Genomic DNA, 16403 nt, shown 5'->3' on the forward strand with positions numbered 1-16403 from the left:
CAAGAAGCCGGCCGGGGCGCTCATGCCCGACCGGCTCCTTCCCCAGCCGTCAGAAGAAGCCGAGCTTCTTCGGGCTGTAGCTGACCAGCATGTTCTTGGTCTGCTGATAGTGGTCGAGCATCACCTTGTGGGTTTCGCGTCCCACGCCCGACTGCTTGTAGCCGCCGAACGCCGCATGAGCGGGATAGGCGTGATAGCAGTTGGTCCACACGCGGCCGGCCTGGATGTTGCGGCCGAAGCGGTAGCAGGTATTGGCGTCGCGGCTCCACACGCCGGCACCGAGGCCGTAGAGCGTGTCGTTGGCGATCGCCAGCGCCTCGTCCTCGGTCTTGAAGGTGGTGACCGACACGACCGGGCCGAAGATCTCCTCCTGGAACACGCGCATCTTGTTGTGGCCCCTGAACACCGTCGGCTTGACGTAGTAGCCGCCGGCAAGATCACCGCCGAGCACGTTCCGCTCGCCGCCGATCAGGAGCTGCGCGCCTTCGTTCCTGCCGATCTCGATATAGGACAGGATCTTGGAGAGCTGCTCGGCAGACGCCTGCGCGCCGATCATGGTGGCCGGATCCAGCGGGCTGCCCTGCACGATGGCACCGACGCGCTGCAAGGCGCGCTCCATGAAGCGCTCATAGATCGATTCATGGATCAGCGCGCGGCTCGGACAGGTGCAGACCTCACCCTGATTGAGCGCGAACATCACGAAGCCTTCGATCGCCTTGTCGAAGAAATCATCGTCCTCGGCGCAGACGTCCTTGAAGAAGATGTTGGGCGACTTGCCGCCGAGCTCGAGCGTCACCGGAATCAGGTTCTGCGAGGCATATTGCATGATCAGCCGCCCCGTCGAGGTCTCGCCGGTGAAGGCGATCTTGGCGATGCGGTTCGACGACGCCAGCGGCTTGCCGGCCTCCAGCCCAAAGCCGTTGACGACGTTGAGCACGCCCGCCGGCAGGAGATCGCCGATCAGATCCATCAGCACCAGGATCGAGGCCGGGGTCTGCTCGGCCGGCTTGAGCACGACGCAATTGCCCGCCGCGAGCGCCGGCGCAAGCTTCCACGCCGCCATCAGGATCGGGAAATTCCACGGGATGATCTGGCCGACCACGCCGAGCGGCTCGTGGAAGTGATAGGCGATGGTGTCATGATCGATCTCCGCGATCGAGCCCTCCTGGGCGCGGATGACGCCGGCGAAATAGCGGAAATGATCGATCGCGAGCGGAATGTCCGCCGCGGTGGTCTCGCGGATCGGTTTGCCATTGTCCCATGTCTCGGCCAACGCGAGCTTGGCGAGATTGGCCTCCATGCGGTCGGCAATCTTGTTCAGGATCTGCGCCCGCTCGGTGACGCTGGTGCGCGCCCAGCCATCCTTGGCCGCATGCGCGGCATCGAGCGCGGCCTCGATATCGGACGCATCGGAGCGCGCGATCTGGCACACCGGCTGGCCGGTGATCGGCGAGATGTTGTCGAAATATTTGCCGGCGTTGGGGGCCTTCCAGGCGCCGCCGATGAAATTGTCGTAACGCGCAGCAAAAGGCGGCTTGAGCGCCGCATGGACGTCAACCTTGGTCATTTGTCTCTCCCATTCACGCCGATGCACACGGCGTTGAGGAGAGGCTCCTTCAAACGGTGTCGGGAGACCAGGGGGCGTCATCAACCGGTCGGCTGAAGTGTCGCAGTCCTGCGACAGGTCGGCGGCGAATTGCGGATCCTCGCGCGATCACCGCTCGAGTCCGAGCCGCTTCATCTTCCGGTGCAGGGTCGCGCGCGACAGGTCCAATTCCTTCGCGGCCTTCGAGACGTTGCCGCCGGCGCGCGCCAGCGCCCGCTTCAACACGGCGCGTTCGGCCGCATCGATGTCGTCGCCTTCGGCACGCGCGCCCTTGATGAGATCGCCGGCGGGAACGGGACGCGACAACGCCGATGCCGACAGGCCGAGCGCACGGCGCGCCGACCGCGTCGCACCGATCACCAGATCATTGCGGTCGACTGCGAGGAGCGAGTTGATCTCGCGCTCGCTGTCCGGCGTCAGCACGATGCGCGCATGAGGAAAGGCTTGACGAAAATTCTCCGCCTCGATCATGCGCGCGGCGTCCGCCACCGTGGTCGCAATCAGGCGGCCGAAGCCTTCGGTGAGATCGGCGCGACAGGACGAGACATCGAGCGCCGCCTTGAGCTGGCCATGCTCGTCGAAGATCGGCGCGGTCGTACAGAACAGCCGCGTGTTGCGGGCGAGGTAATGCTGATCGCGATCGATGGTGAGCGGCCGTTTCTCGACCAGGCAGGTGCCGATCGCGTTGGTGCCCTCATGCCGCTCGCTCCATACCGCGCCGGTCCACAGCCCCCAGGATTCGAAGGTCGAGTCGTCGCCACGGGCGCCGCGGCGGTCGATCACGATGCCCTCGGCATCCGCCAGCAGCACCGAGCAGCCGACCCCACCGACCGCAAGGAACAGCCGTTCGAGGCTGGCCTGGGCAATCGCGAGCAGGCGTCCGAGCCGCTCGCGCGCGGCGGCGATTTCGGCCGCGGTCAAGCGGCAGGATGGCGCGTGGGTGGCCGGATCGAGCGCATGCAGCTGGCCGGAGCGGCGCCATGACGCCGCCAGCGCGGACACAGCCGCCGCCGGAGCGTTCTTGGGGTCGTCTTTGCTGTCGTGGTTGGGCTCGGCCTTGTCCTTTGGATCAGCTTTTGGATCAGCCTTCCTGGGATCACCTTTGACAACGGTATCCAGCACGCGGTCGGCATGCGCACTCTCGGGCGAGCGCCCCATGTCCCTCCTCCTGGCCTTCTCCCAAACGGTCGTTAGTTGTCATGCTAGAGCGAATACAGCACCCCAATTTGATCGACGTCAAGGAACGCCGCGAAGCCGGCACCTGCGCGCAGCGTCGACGAATCGATTCGCTGCGCCGTGCGCGCCGGATTGTTCAGCTACATCTCGCCTAGCGTGCATTAATAGGAAGATAGCAATCTCTGCGTTTCCCGAAAGACTACTGGGTGTCGCAGGGCTGCGACACTCTCGCGGCCGAAACGGCCGCAGAGACCGCAACCAGGACGGGTTCCTTAAACCCCGTTAATTCGAATTCCGGATGGTTCCCGCACACGCGCATCACACCGCCGAGGCTTGGCAGTGCGATGGCCACCGAGAGAGAGAAATATGCGCCTGACATCCTTTGCGGCAATACGCTCCATCCAGACCAAGATCGCCCTTATTGCAGGCGTGTGCCTCGCACTGACCTGCGTGATCCTGATCGGCTACGCCCTGTTCTCGACCCAGAGCATGAACCAATACGTCAATCACGAGGTGATGCAGCTGGTCGATCGCCAGACCAAAGAAAGCCTGATGAACCGCGCGGCCGCCGAGGCCAACGTCATCAAGGCCGAGCTGGAGGTCGGGTTCGACGCGGCACGCACCATGGCCCATTCGTTCGCCGTGCTGGCGGACGACAAGAGCGGGACGTCCGCCAGCGCCCGGCGCGCACAGCTCAACGCCGTTCTGCGCCACGTGCTCGAGCTCAACCCGGCCTTCAACGGCACCTATTCGGCGTGGGAGCCGGATGCGCTCGATGGCAACGATACCGCGTTCAAGGCGCGCAAGGAGTTCGGGTCCGACCAGACCGGCCGCTTCCTGCCCTATTGGACGAGAAGCGCTGGCGGCGCCATCGCCGTCCAGCCGCTGGTCGAGTATGACAGCAGCGAACGCCATCCGAACGGCCTCGTGAAGGGCGCCTGGTACATCAATCCGAGCACGACCGGGAAAGAGAACATTCTCGGGCCGCTGCCCTATATCGTTCAGGGCAAACCGGTGTTTCTCGCCACGATGTCGGTCCCGGTGATGATCGACGGCAAGTTCCGCGGTCTCGCCGGCGCCGACTACAATCTCGACTTTGTGCAGAAGCTCTCCGAGAAGATCAACGCCTCCTTGTTCGACGGCAAGGGCAAGGTCGTGATCCTGAACGACACCGGGCTCGTCGTCGCCAACAGCGCCAATCAGAGCGTCATCGGCAAGGCCGCCACTGCCGCCGATCCGCACTGGGGTGACAGCGCCGCGATCGTGCGGGCCGGCAAAGGCGCGGTTCAGGACGATCCCAACGTGACCAACATCGATATCTACGCGCCGATCCAGTTCGGCCGCACCGATACGCCGTGGTCCGTCGTCATCTCCGAGCCGCGCGACGTGGTGCTGGCCGCGGCCAGGCAGCTCGATGCCTCGCTCAGCGGCCGTTCGACCGCCAGCACGGTCTGGCAGCTCGGGGTCGGCGTGGTGATCACCGCGCTGGCGATCTTCCTCATTTCGGTGGCCGCCCGCAGCATCGCCCGTCCGATCCGCGACTGCGCCGAATTCGCCGACGGCATCGCCAAGGGCGATTTCAACCAGACCCTGACGATCGAGCAGGCCGACGAGGTGGGCGCGCTCGCGACCTCGCTGAAGGCCATGCAAGGCGACCTGAAGCACAGCATCGCGCAACGTGCGGAGGATCAGGCGACCGCCGACGCGGAGCGCCGCCGCGCCATGAACGTGATGGCCGATCAGTTCGAAGCCTCCGTCGGCGGCATCGTCGAGACCGTTTCCGCGGCGTCGAGCACGCTGGAAACGTCGGCGGGAACGCTCAGCCGGACGGCGGAGCGGGCCGAGACCCTGGCCACGACAGTCGCGGTGGCGTCCGAGCAGGCGTCGACCAATGTGCAGTCGGTGGCCTCGGCGACCGAGGAGATGGCCTCCTCGGTGACCGAGATCAGCCGTCAGGTGCAGCAATCCGCCCGCATGGCCAACGAGGCTGTCAGCCAGGCACGAACCACGACCGGCCGTGTCGGCGAGCTGTCGAAGGCCGCGGCGCGGATCGGCGACGTCGTCGAGCTCATCAACACGATCGCCGGCCAGACCAACCTGCTCGCGCTCAACGCCACGATCGAGGCGGCGCGGGCGGGCGATGCCGGACGCGGCTTCGCCGTGGTCGCCACCGAGGTCAAGGCGCTCGCCGAGCAGACCGCCAAGGCGACCGGCGACATCGGCCAGCAGATCGCGGGCATCCAGGCGGCGACGCAGGAATCCGTCGGCGCCATCCGCGAGATCAGCGAGACCATCGAACGGCTGTCGGAGATCTCGGCCACCATCGCCGCCGCCGTCGAGGAACAGGGGGCGGCGACGCAGGAGATCTCGCGCAACGTTCAGCAGGCCGCCCAGGGCACGCAGCAGGTCTCGTCGAACATCACCGATGTCCAGCGCGGCGCGACGCAGACCGGGACGGCCTCCTCCGAGGTGCTCTCGGCGGCGAAGCTGCTGTCGCGCGACAGCGGCCGTCTCAAGGAGGAGGTCGGCAAGTTCCTGGTCTCCGTCCGCGCGAGCTGAGCAGGCGCGGAATCGGCGATCACCACCGGCGGCCGCCAGACCGCCGGCCGCCCGCACAAGTGACGAAAAGGCCGCCTGCACCAGCCCAGGCGGCCTTGTCGTCTTCTCTCGATCGAAACGGACGCGGCCTCAGCGGCCGGCGCGCGCGAGCATCTCGAACCGGTAGTTCACGCCGACCAGCGCGGTATGGATCTTGGTGTTCAGGCTGACGACATCGGGCCCGCCGGTCACCGCGGCCGCGCCCGGCAACCTGCCCGTCACCGTGCCGAAATCCGCATAATCATATTCGGCGAAGGCCGACCAGTTGCGGGCGAACATCCATTCGACGCCGGCGCCGACCGTCCAGCCGCTGCGGTTGAACGCCGCGCTTGCGGATTGACCGTTGGCGGCGTTGACCGCCGTTACGCTGGTCCGCGTCCAGGCCGCACCGCCGCGCGCATAGAGCAGCACCTCCGGGGTCACCAGATAGCCGGCACGCACGGTCGCCGTATAGAGATTGCTGGTCCGCGCGTTCAAGGTCAGCTGCGGCGCCACCGCGGTGGAGGCGTTGATGATGCCGAGATCGGCCATCGCCTGGATGCCGAGCACGAATCGGTCGATCTGATAGTCGCAGCCGAGCTGCACGCCGCCGATCACGTCGCCGCCATTGCTCGCGACATTGGCCGGCGTCTGCAGCAGCGCCGCCTGTGGCAGCGGCGCGACGGCACCGGCGACAGGCGCAGGGTTCTGCGGCGTAGCGCCGCCATTATTGGCCTGGTTGTTGCCCTGATTGTTGTTGCCTTGATTGTTGTTACCTTGGACCGGCGGTTGCTGTGGCGGCTGGCCGGCATTGTTGTTGGCGGGCGGGGTCTTCGGCGGCCAGCCGGGCTTGTGCGGCGGCACCGGCTTCCAGGCGTAACCGCCATGGTCATGCTTGCCGTCATCCTTGCCGTCATGCTTGGCCCAATCATTCTTGAACCAATTGTCCTTGCCCCAGTTATCCTTGCCCCAATTGTCCTTGCCGCCATGGCTCTTCCAGAGCTCAGCCTCGTGCTTGTCGGCGGCGGGCTGTGACGACCAGCCATAGCCCGGCCGCTCGTGATCGTCGTGGCGCAGCCAGGCCAGCCTGTCGGCGTAGCCGCTCGAATGCAGCTGCGACCAGCCCTCGCCGGCGTGCCTGTCGTCTTTATAGTTGCTGTCCTTGGAGGAGTAGTTGCTGTCCTTGGTGGACGGCGCATGCCATCCCCAGTCATGGTCGGCGTACTTGCTGCCGCCGTCCTTTGTCCCCCATTGCGGCCAATAATGACCATCATCACGATCGGGCTTGCCATGCTTGTGGCCGTACTGCCACCCATCATGATCCTTGCCGCCGTGATCATGGTTCGACGGCTGCCACCATCCCTTGTCGCCGTGCTGACCATAGACCGGCGGCTTGTATGGCGGCTTGCCGCCGCCAGTGTTCGGAATGTTCGGCGGCGTGGGCACCGGCTTCGCGACGACCGGCGGATTGGCCGCCGGAGGGTTCGCTGGCGGTGCATTGCCGGCATTGCCGGCCGGCGGTGCGGCGGGCTGCAACACCGCCGGGACAGGCGCTGCGGCGGCATTGGCGCTGCGGCTCCAGGTCTGCTGCTGACGCGACCAGGCATAGCCGCCATTGGCGCCGGCATGACAGCCGCTCCACCTGTAGGCGACGATGTCGGGCGGTGGGAGCGGAGGAGGCAGAGCGAGATCAGTCGCCCAGACCGATGTCGTACTTCCCGCGAAAGTCGATAGGCAAAGACACACGCCAAATACGCGACGCATTGAACTCACAACTCCTGAACACATGCCGCAACAACGACGGCCGCATCAGGAGGATCAGAATGTGTCGCGAACTAATTGGAAAAATGTCAGCGCGATGGAATGCGCGTCGCGCCGTTCCCGCGCGCAAAATTCGACTCCGAGTGTTGCAAGGCCGCTGCAGGATTCTGGCAAAACCACGCTGGCGACAAACGACCATCGTGCCGCGTCATCACCTCCGCGCGGCGGCCCGCACCGATGCAGATGCGGCGGAGAGCATGTGTGAAGGGACGAAACGCGCCGCGCCTGTCAGTCGTGCCGGCGAACTGATCGCCGCGCGTGACGCGGTCGGCTCACGAGTTGCGACGCTGCGTCGTCGACGTGTCGTCCCCCGAAGCGGCGCGCGGGCCCATGCAACTCACAACATCACGCGCCGACACGCGCCGCGCGCGCGCCAATTCGGCCGTCAGCTCGCCGCGATGATGCGCGTGGTGTGGCGCAGCCGGCACGAGGATTTGGCGATCATCGGTCAAGCGTGGTGAAAGCGTGTCGCGCCTCGGCGGCGGCCGATCCCGGCCATGATCATGGCGGCGCGCGGCGTGACGCAGGATCTGAATCGAGCCTGCGTCACGGCGTGGAGGGAGATCAGGGATTGCGCCGGGAGAACGAGATGGCGTAGGCGCCGTTGCGGATGTCGATCATCGGATCGTCCGAGGCCTCGATGCCGTCGGTGAGCTGACCCGGCAGGAACAAGAGCTTCTTCTGCGCGGCGTCGCTGTCGTCGACCGCCTTGTCGATCGTCAGCGTGCCGAGCGCGACCAGCTTGCGGTCGTCGGGCCACGGCTTGGCGGGATCCTTGGTGTCGTCGCCGGCGGCCGCGAGCTGCGCCATGAAGCGGAATGCGACCGGCCCCTGCTTCAGCCGCGCCGGCAGCTCGGTCATCAGGAAGTCCGGCGCGCGCTTGGCGGCGTCGGCCTTGTCGAGATGCACCACCTTCTCCGGCAGCATCTGCCAGCGCACCGCCTGCCTGGCGCCGGCCTTGTTGACGAGCATAAAGGCGTTGACGCCGAAATACGCCTCGTTGGCGAAGCTGTCCGGCGTCGCGATGGTGCCGAGCGCGGCCGGCACCGACGGATGGCTGCCGATGAACTGCTCGAGCCTGGTCGGCTTGGCCGCGCCCGGCCCGCTGTCGGCGATCGCCAGGAACAGGTCGCGCAGCTCCGCACCGGTCGAGACGGGAAAGAATTTCAGCGAGTTGATGACGAGGTCCATGTCGCTGCCGTCGGCGAGGTGAAACTTCACCGCCATCCCATGCGGATTGGCGTCGTCGGAGCCGTCGGGCAGGTTCGGCACGCCGGTGGAATCCGAGAACCGCACCGTCACCGGGATCTCGCCGCCGCTGAACAGCGACGCCCGGCTCAGGCTCGCCGCCTCGGCCGACGGCTTGAACTTGCCCTCGACCACCACGCCCTTGGCGTGATTGGCGCGGAAGCCGGCGTGGACGCCGAACACCTTGTTCATGGCATCGACGAGCTGCTGCTCGACCGGTGCGTCCTGGGCGAAGGCTGCGACGGGCCAGGCGAGGCTGATCCCGGCGAGGGCGGCAACGAGCGTGCGTGTCTTCATGAGTGACATCTCCTGTGAGGCGATGCAGCATAGCAGCACCCATTGACGCGCGAACGACTTTCGGTTGCAGCGGTGTGCAGCGCATCTCAGCGCGAAAGATGGAACTGCCGTCCCGCTTGCCGCCATGGGTGGCGCCCCCCGCCTGCAGCTTCCCTCTCCACGAGGGGCAAAAGCCGAGGCACTGCACACCGGACCATGAACACGCCGAGAGGCGTGTTCATGGAGAAGCACGCGGCTCATGGCCCATGTGCAGCTCCGGCTGCGGTGTGAAACCCTCAGGATGACGCCCTCGGCGGCCCGGCAGCCCCGAACCGTGACATCGCGCGCGCCTTGCGGTCGCCGGCGGAATGTCCCTATTGTATCCGCGCGTGCCCGCGTCTCCATCGCCTCCGCGATGCCTCGGTCCGGATCCGGCATCGTGACGATGTTCGACCGTGAGGTCGGACCGGCGCGCTTATGACGGAGTTCCAACAGTGCCCGCACCGGAAAGCTTCCCCATCGACAAGATCCACGTCCCCGACAGGAAGCGCAAGGCGCTGAAGCCGGAGGCGGTCGAGGAGCTTGCCGAGAGCATCCTGGAGGCGGGCCAGCGCGAGCCCATCCTCATCCGCCGCGAGAAGGACCATTTTGTGCTGGTCGAAGGCCTGCACCGTTTGGAGGCCTGCAAGGCCCTTGGCGAGCCCGCCATCAAGGGCCTGCTGATCTCAGCCGAGGAGGCCCGCTTGCGCGAGCTGCCGCCACCGCCGCCAGATCCGGAGCGCGAGAAGATGGAGCGCCTGCGCAAGCTGCGGCTGGAGAAAGAGGAAGCCGAGAAGCTCGCCGCGGCGGCGCAAGGCAGCTCGGCCGCCCACGCCGCGACGCGCGCGCGCGGGGCAGCCGACACCACCAGCCGAACCGGCCGCGCAGGGGCCGCCAAGCCGGCGCGGGCCGCCGCCGCCGCGCCGAAGACGCTGTCCGACTGGATCAAGCAACAGGAGCGCAGCGGCGGCCGCTACTGACGATGTCCGCGCCGCCTCGCGGATGGCGTTCCGCACCCGCTGGCACGCCGGCGCGCTCAAATCCACCGATCGGACTTCTGCGCGTCTCTCGACGCCCGCCCTGCCGTCATGGCCGGGACGGAGCCCGGCCATGGCGTCGGGGATAGAGCCTGAGACGAACTTGCGGCAGACCATGCGATCGTCTGCAGGTCGCGAGCTCCGTGACCGCGCCGCAGCACCACGGTTCATTCTTCGCCCGTCAGCCACTGCCATCGAAAGAACATCGCGAGACCGTTCCGCCCTGCGGACCCGCTGACGTCGCGGAACGGGCGAGGTCAACATTGGTTTATGACAGGCGCAGATCGCCGGCCAACGCATCGGACCAGCATTGCACGGGTCCGGTCCCGCCCCTATCCTTCGGGCACGACACGCGCTGACCCGCATCCCACAGGAGCGCCCCATGCCGATCGCGAGCCTGGCTCCCCTGGACGAGACCATCACCATCGCGGAGCTGACGCGCGATCCCTATCCGATCTATCAGCGCCTGCGGCGCGACGCGCCGGTGCTGCGGGTCAAGTCGGTGGGCCGGACGTTCCTCACCAAGGCGGCCGACACCAAATATGTGAAGGACAACGCGGCACTGTTCTCGTCCGACGATCCGAACACGCCGATGAAGCGCGCCTTTCTCGCGCATACCTTGATGCGCAAGGACCATGATGAGCACCGCGCCGAGCGCATGGCGATGATGCCGGCCTTGATGCCGAAGACGATCGAGCAGGAGTGGGTGCCGCTCTACACGACATTCGCCGCTGACTATCTCGACCGCCTGCCGCGCGGCGAGGTGGTCGATCTCTTCCCTGCGCTCGCCGGCCCGCTGGCCGCGCGCATCCTGGCGCATGTGATGGGCATTCCGGACGCCAGCGACGCGGACATGCAGCGCTGGTCGCAGACTCTGATCGACGGCGCCGGCAATTTCGGCTGGACGCCGGGGCCGTTCGACGCGACCGACATCGCCAATGCGGAGATGGACCGCTGTATCCGCGCCAACATGGCGCGCGTGCGCAATGAACCGGATTCCTCCGCGCTGTCCTTCATGGTGAACGCGAAGAGCCCGATTCCGGACAGCCAGATCATCGCCAACATCAAGATCGCGATCGGCGGCGGCATCAACGAGCCGCGCGACGCGCTGCTGACGATCCTCTACGGCCTGCTCACCAATCCGGAGCAGCTCGAAGCCGTGCGCGCGCAGGACAAATGGCGCTCCGCCTTCGAGGAAGGCGTGCGCTGGGTGGCGCCGATCCAGGCAAGCTCACGCCTGGTGATGGAGGACACCGAGATCCGCGGCTGCCTGATCCCGAAGGGCGACACCGTGATGACCATCCAGGCCTCCGCCAACCGCGACGAGGACCTGTTCGAGGACGGCGAGACCTACAACGCCCTGCGCGACCCCAACCCGCACCAATCCTTCGGCAACGGCCCCCACCACTGCGCCGGCGCCCACCTCTCCCGCCGCACCGTCGGCGCGATTCTGTTGCCAATGCTGTTCGAGCGGTTTCCCAAGATGACGCTGCCCGATCCGGCGAGCGTGCAGTGGCATGGGTTTGGATTCCGTGGGCCGCTCAATTTGCCGGTTCGGCTACAATAGGATCGGCGCCAGAGGCTGGCGCTTCGTGGGCCTGAGTTCGCCAGATCCGGCCGCGGCTTGGTGAGGATCATGATCCCCACGGCACGGCGATCACGCCGCCTCATGGCGTCATTCGGCATGCTCCCTGGTCCGGGAAGCGGCCGACGGGCTCGCTCCAGCCGAGACGGTGCGTGTCGCCGCAGCGGCGCGCCGAACCGTGACGATCGTGCCAGGCCGGCCGGCCACGGTCGTGACGTCGGCGCCGAGCTGCTTGGCGAGGGCCGCGATGATGCCGGTGCCGAGCCCGCCCCTGACCCGGCCGTTCACCTGCGTCTTGCCCGTTCCATTGTCTGAGACGGACAGCGTCCAGCCGGCGCCGCAGGACTCGTAGGACACGACGATCAGCCCATTCGCGGCGTCCTCGGGAAAGGCATGCTTGAGAGAGTTGATGACGAGCTCGGTGACGATCAGTCCGAGGCTTTCGGCTTCGCTTGTCGTCGCCTTGCCGCCGCCACGGGTCTCGATCCTGATCCGCTGGTGGTCGGCGATCATCGATTGCGCGATCGCCTGGCAGAGCCTTGCGAAATGCGGGCCCAGCGCGACCACCCCGCTGCGCGCGGAGGCGTGGAGACTCTGCTGGATGTTGGCGAACGAGATGACCCGATCGCGGGCGTCGTCGAGATGACGTCGCGCCTCCTCCGAGCTGACGGACCGTGCCTTCAACGAGATGATGCTGGCGATGATCGCCAGGCTGTTGCCGACGCGGTGCTGGAACTCTTCGAGCAGCACATCCTTCTGACGCAGCAGCTCCTCATTCTGCCGCGCCAGATCGCGCTGTCGGGTCACGTCCTCGAGGCCGAGCAGGATGGTGGTGTGGGCGCCCACCGTGTAGGACACCTGCCGGGCGTTCAGGCGCATGACGCGCGGTCCGACGCCGGGGAACGTGTGCTCCACCTCGAAATCGTTCAGCGCCGTGGTGTTGCAGACCATCTGGCCCAGCCACGACCTCAGTGCCGGAATGTTCCAGGCGCCGTCACCCAGCTCATAGAATGGTTTTCCCAGCACCGCCTCCGAGGACGCGGCGAAGGTGAGATAGAACGAACGGCTGGCGGCAATCACGCGCAGATCATGGTCCAGGACGAGCAGCGGCTCCCGCACGGTATCCACGATGGCTTCGGCAAGTGCACACGCGTCAGACGCGTTGGAGAACTGCTGCTTGAACATCGTCCCCTCCTACTCAACACCCCCAGCCCGTCACGAGCGCGTCGAGCCTCTCGCCTGCGGCGAAACGACATCCAAAACTCGCCGGTGAGCTATGGTGTTAGCTAGCGATGCGGACGGAGTTCCGTCTGTGCAAAACAGACCACAGCCTGGCGCTGAATCGTGATCGGAGGTCGGACATCAGACCTGCTGCTCGGCCTGCAGATTGTCGTTGAGGACCGCCTGCAGCAGCGCGGGATAGACCACGATTTCCCCGTCATATTCGATCAGGCCCGCCTTCCTGAACTTGTTCATGAAATGACTCACGCGCGACCGCGTCGTGCCGATCATTTCCGCCATGGTCTCCTGGCTGATCTTCGGAATGATCGGCTGCGGCGTTCCGCCACGGCCATAATTGGCCATGGTCAGGAGCAGCCGCGCCAGCCGCTGCTCGCTGCTGTGGAAGAGCTGGTCGATCAGGTCCGCTTCGAACCGGCCGATCCTGGCGAGCAGGAACGCGATGAACATCTCCGCGAGCTCAGCGTGGCGGCGAAGCGCCGTGATTATGGTATTCCTGGCGATGGCGATGACCACGCAATCCTGCAGGGCGCAGGCCGAGCCGTTGTGCAGCGCCTGCCGCGTCAAGCAGCCTTCGCCAAAGAACTGCCCGGCAGCGACGATGCCGACGACAGCTTCCTTCCCGACGTCGTTGACGACGGCGAGCTTGATCTTTCCCTGCTGGAGAAAGAACAGCGTGTCGGCCGGATCCCCCTGGACGAAGACGCTTTGCCCCCTGGGAACCCTCAGGACCTTCTGGCCGGCACAGATCTTGTCGAGAAAGGCCTTTGGATCAAATCTGGCGAGGTTCGAACTCGGCACAGCACCCATCCTGGTTGATGGACATGCCAAGGTCTTACGGGGGAAACCGCCTCTCGTTTTGCGCTACATCAAATGGTGCAGCGCGGCTCGATCGAGAGCATGAGCGCAATGTCATGCGGGCGCGGAAGGCTACCACCCTCTGGACCATCCTTAACCCTCTGGAACATTCTTGGCATCCCGCGGTTCGTCCTGGCTGGGGAAACGACAACCAAGGAGTTCACCATGGCAAGAGACGAGCACAACAAGGCGGCCGAGCACCACGACAACGCGGCCAAGGCCCATCGTTCCGCCGCCGAGTTGCACGGCAAGGGCGATCACGCGAAGGGCAAGGAGCACGCCAGCAGCGCGAAGCAGCACTCGCAGACGGCCAGCCAGCACAGCGAGCAGGCGCACGCAAAGAGCCAGCAGCAGAAGTAACGTACCGGAAAGGGCCCGGGCCACCCCGGGCCTTGCCCTATTCGGTCGGGTTGAACCGGCGCGCACTCGTCGACGGCAGCGATCCGTTGACGCCGAACAACGAACGTCGCGCCGCCGGCGGACGATCCATCCTTGCGCGAAGACCCATCTTTGCGATCGGTGAAACTCGCAGCCCTCGCGCTTCGATCCGTCAACCGTGATGATCGGCCACTTGTCGTGGTTGCACGGACCAAGCTGCCGGCGCGTCGTCACGATCGGCTGCGGCCACAGCCGCCGTCGCCTGCACCTTGCCGGGCGCGTGATGGGACGGCGCGTAGATCGCATAGTCTCAGCGAACACAATGGAGGGGTCGCGCCGTGCGTATGCCGCGCGGTATTCCTTCGCCAATTCCGCAGTCTCCTCCTCATAGACGGCGGCATGATCTATCTGCATGCCGAATCCGGAGGCCGGTCGGAGAGGCTCAAGGTCGGGCCATAGCTCGGCACGGTCTAAGCCTATGAGCCTGCGGTCATCCCCCAAAAGGCGCTCCGTCTCGTCATCCGCAAGAAGGCGCCTATAGACTGCCTCCCCCACTTCCTTTGCGTTCACAGTCTTGGCGGAGGTTGGTGTTGGCGGGACTGCGATGGCTTGGGATGCCTCATCAATCCTCGCCGTCAAACGCAATGCGATCCGATGCGCCTGCCGTTTGGCGCCTGCGGCTTCCTTGGTCTGAAGCGATTGCACGAACTCGTGCTTAAACTTCCCGGTGGCGGCGTTGACCAGATCAGGAAAGCCCGCGCGGATATGCGGAGGGACATCCTTACCGGCGAGCGCTTGAGGCAGCCGCTTGCGGAATTCGTATACGCCTGAACGCCGTCGCTGAACGTAGCTCATCAATGCCATTGTGGACCACCCATGCGGGCTACAGTTGTGTAGCAGGGCGGTCTCTCTAAGCTTATGATCGCTCAGAGTTTTCAGCTTTTCAATGGCTTGCTTGGAAAGTGGCGCTCCCTAGGAAGACTCCAAAGAGTAGGAATTCAAACTGTTTGCCAGTTTTCTATCGCTGAACTTTGCCACTGAGCTACAACGACTATTTCCACGGTTGGCAAACCGGCGCGTTCCGTACGGACGGGAAATATCTGCGACGCTCGGCAACATAGGGCCAGGCGCAGGCTATTTTCGGGGACACTGGTCGTGAGGAACGCTGCGACCGCCACGCCTGTGGCAGGTCTGTTCTGCTGCGATATTTTGCCGCAACCGACAGATTCTTCATTTCGCGGGGACGGGAACCGAGCCGCTTGATATCCGCCTCAAGCTCCAATTGCCACGCTTCCCTGCTGCATTCAAGACGGCTGCAATCTGCGCATAAGTTGCGATTTCTATTCGAAGATAATGCTCTGAACGAGGCAATTAGGTCGGTGACAGTCCGCAGCTCCGCATCCAGCCGAGTTACGCGGCGGTCATTTGGCAACGCACAAGAGCGCGCACAGCCCCAGGCAGCCAAGTTAACGGAAGCTTAATGATCCATCCATGTTCCAGTCAGGTTCCCTGCTTCAACCTATGGGCGTTCGGTCCATTCGGACGAACCACAGGGTAGGCCTTAGAGCAGCCCTACGTTATAAATTGGGAGAAAATGATGTCGCGGATTTCTACGAAGTCGCTTGGCGTTATTCCTCTGACGGGGGCCCTGGTTCTCGGGTCGACCGCTCTGTCGTCGCCTGCAAGGGCGGATTTCTGGAGCAGGACCATTGCTCCGATTGGGCATGCTGTGGAAAACGCCGCGCATGATGCGGGCCACGCCGTCGAAAAGGCTGCTCAGGACACTGGCCGCGCCGTGGAGCAGGCAACCCACGACGCCGGTAACGCGGTCGAGAAGGCCACGCATGACACCGGCAATGTCCTGGAGAAGGCAGCCCACGATACCGGTAACACGCTTGAGAAGGCCGCCCATGACACCGGTAACGCCCTCGAAAAGGGTACCCACGACACGGGCAAGGCGATCGAGAAGGGTACCCACGACACCGGCCACGCTATCGAGAAAGCTACGCAGGACACTGGCAAAACGCTGGAGAAAGCTGGCCAAGACACAGGTAATTTCTTCACCGCACCGATCCGGAACGCGAAGAAGTTCGTCGACGACAAGATCAACGAGGTCGAGACGTTCATCACGCGGATCGTGAACGACGTGCTAGCCATCGCTTCGAAGGCGGTTTGGGCCGTTGTCGGCTTGTCCGGCGTGCTGCTCGCTCTTCTGATGACGATGATCTTCCGGCGCCACGCGCCGCATCGCCGCCGAACGCTGCGAACCGCAGCTTAATATTTGTTGCCACAGCTCTGTAGGTGAGAGTTTCCAGATTGAGCGCCCCTCCTTGATTGCACATAGCGGAGGGGCGCGTCTCTTTATGCATCTAAGAAATGCGATTGCAGTATATGAATTTGATCGCGCAATCTTCTCTGCCTTGGCACGCAAGAAGGAAGACTTGATGCACGGAGGCACCATTCATTTCGCGCGTGTGGCCTACCACCGAAGTTTCATCCAGTAGTATCTAGAGTCTTATTGGGTTTGCAGTGAGACCGAACTTTGGACCACCCATAACTAGAG

General features: G+C 64.9%; 12 protein-coding genes. 6 read left to right on the forward strand and 6 right to left on the reverse strand.

All coding sequences use genetic code 11. From position 1 onward, the window contains the following. Nucleotides 1-49 precede the first annotated feature (49 nt). Entirely contained in the window at nucleotides 50-1567 is a 1518-nt protein-coding gene (adh, locus tag HL671_RS28625; protein WP_041751007.1) for an aldehyde dehydrogenase, read from the reverse strand. 147 nt (nucleotides 1568-1714) lie between these two features. Beyond that, nucleotides 1715-2764, reverse strand: coding sequence for a helix-turn-helix domain-containing protein (locus tag HL671_RS28630; RefSeq protein WP_012046550.1), 1050 nt, complete (start codon nucleotides 2762-2764; stop codon nucleotides 1715-1717). A 384-nt stretch (nucleotides 2765-3148) separates the two neighbouring features. Between HL671_RS28630 and HL671_RS28635 the strand changes: the two genes are divergently transcribed. Beyond that, nucleotides 3149-5341 carry a methyl-accepting chemotaxis protein gene (locus tag HL671_RS28635; RefSeq protein WP_172240942.1) on the forward strand — a complete coding sequence of 731 codons (2193 nt, stop codon included), beginning with the start codon at nucleotides 3149-3151 and terminating at the stop codon, nucleotides 5339-5341. Between the two features lie 129 nt (nucleotides 5342-5470). Here HL671_RS28635 and HL671_RS28640 read toward each other — a convergent pair whose 3' ends face one another. Beyond that, nucleotides 5471-7123 (reverse strand): outer membrane protein, encoded by a 1653-nt coding sequence (locus HL671_RS28640; RefSeq protein ID WP_210264142.1) that lies wholly within the window; start codon nucleotides 7121-7123, stop codon nucleotides 5471-5473. 59 nt (nucleotides 7124-7182) lie between these two features. Here HL671_RS28640 and HL671_RS28645 point away from each other — a divergent pair, with 59 nt between their 5' ends. Next, on the forward strand, nucleotides 7183-7641 hold the full coding sequence (locus HL671_RS28645) for a hypothetical protein (RefSeq protein ID WP_172240945.1): 459 nt from the start codon (nucleotides 7183-7185) through the stop codon (nucleotides 7639-7641). Between the two features lie 103 nt (nucleotides 7642-7744). Here HL671_RS28645 and HL671_RS28650 read toward each other — a convergent pair whose 3' ends face one another. Next, nucleotides 7745-8725 carry a catalase family peroxidase gene (locus HL671_RS28650; protein WP_172240949.1) on the reverse strand — a complete coding sequence of 327 codons (981 nt, stop codon included), beginning with the start codon at nucleotides 8723-8725 and terminating at the stop codon, nucleotides 7745-7747. Between the two features lie 473 nt (nucleotides 8726-9198). Here HL671_RS28650 and HL671_RS28655 point away from each other — a divergent pair, with 473 nt between their 5' ends. Together HL671_RS28655 and HL671_RS28660 are read left to right on the forward strand one after the other, a co-directional pair. Beyond that, the gene (locus tag HL671_RS28655) at nucleotides 9199-9723 is read left to right on the forward strand and encodes a ParB N-terminal domain-containing protein (RefSeq protein ID WP_172240952.1); all 525 of its coding nucleotides are present in this window, start codon (nucleotides 9199-9201) and stop codon (nucleotides 9721-9723) included. A 439-nt stretch (nucleotides 9724-10162) separates the two neighbouring features. Then, nucleotides 10163-11347, forward strand: a complete 1185-nt coding sequence (locus HL671_RS28660) for a cytochrome P450 (protein ID WP_172240955.1) — start codon at nucleotides 10163-10165, stop codon at nucleotides 11345-11347. A 108-nt stretch (nucleotides 11348-11455) separates the two neighbouring features. Here the strand turns inward: HL671_RS28660 and HL671_RS28665 are convergent, their stop codons facing one another. Beyond that, nucleotides 11456-12550, reverse strand: a complete 1095-nt coding sequence (locus HL671_RS28665) for a sensor histidine kinase (protein ID WP_172240958.1) — start codon at nucleotides 12548-12550, stop codon at nucleotides 11456-11458. 177 nt (nucleotides 12551-12727) lie between these two features. Next, nucleotides 12728-13414, reverse strand: a complete 687-nt coding sequence (locus tag HL671_RS28670) for a Crp/Fnr family transcriptional regulator (RefSeq protein ID WP_041751009.1) — start codon at nucleotides 13412-13414, stop codon at nucleotides 12728-12730. A gap of 213 nt (nucleotides 13415-13627) precedes the next feature. On the opposite strand from HL671_RS28670, the gene HL671_RS28675 reads away from it, so the two are divergent. Beyond that, entirely contained in the window at nucleotides 13628-13822 is a 195-nt protein-coding gene (locus HL671_RS28675; protein WP_041751710.1) for a hypothetical protein, read from the forward strand. 1615 nt (nucleotides 13823-15437) lie between these two features. Continuing rightward, entirely contained in the window at nucleotides 15438-16118 is a 681-nt protein-coding gene (locus HL671_RS28680) for a hypothetical protein (protein ID WP_172240961.1), read from the forward strand. The last annotated feature ends 285 nt before the right edge of the window (nucleotides 16119-16403 follow it).

The organism is Bradyrhizobium denitrificans (genome assembly GCF_013179005.1).
In the GTDB taxonomy this organism is placed as follows: Bacteria; Pseudomonadota; Alphaproteobacteria; order Rhizobiales; family Xanthobacteraceae; genus Bradyrhizobium; species Bradyrhizobium denitrificans.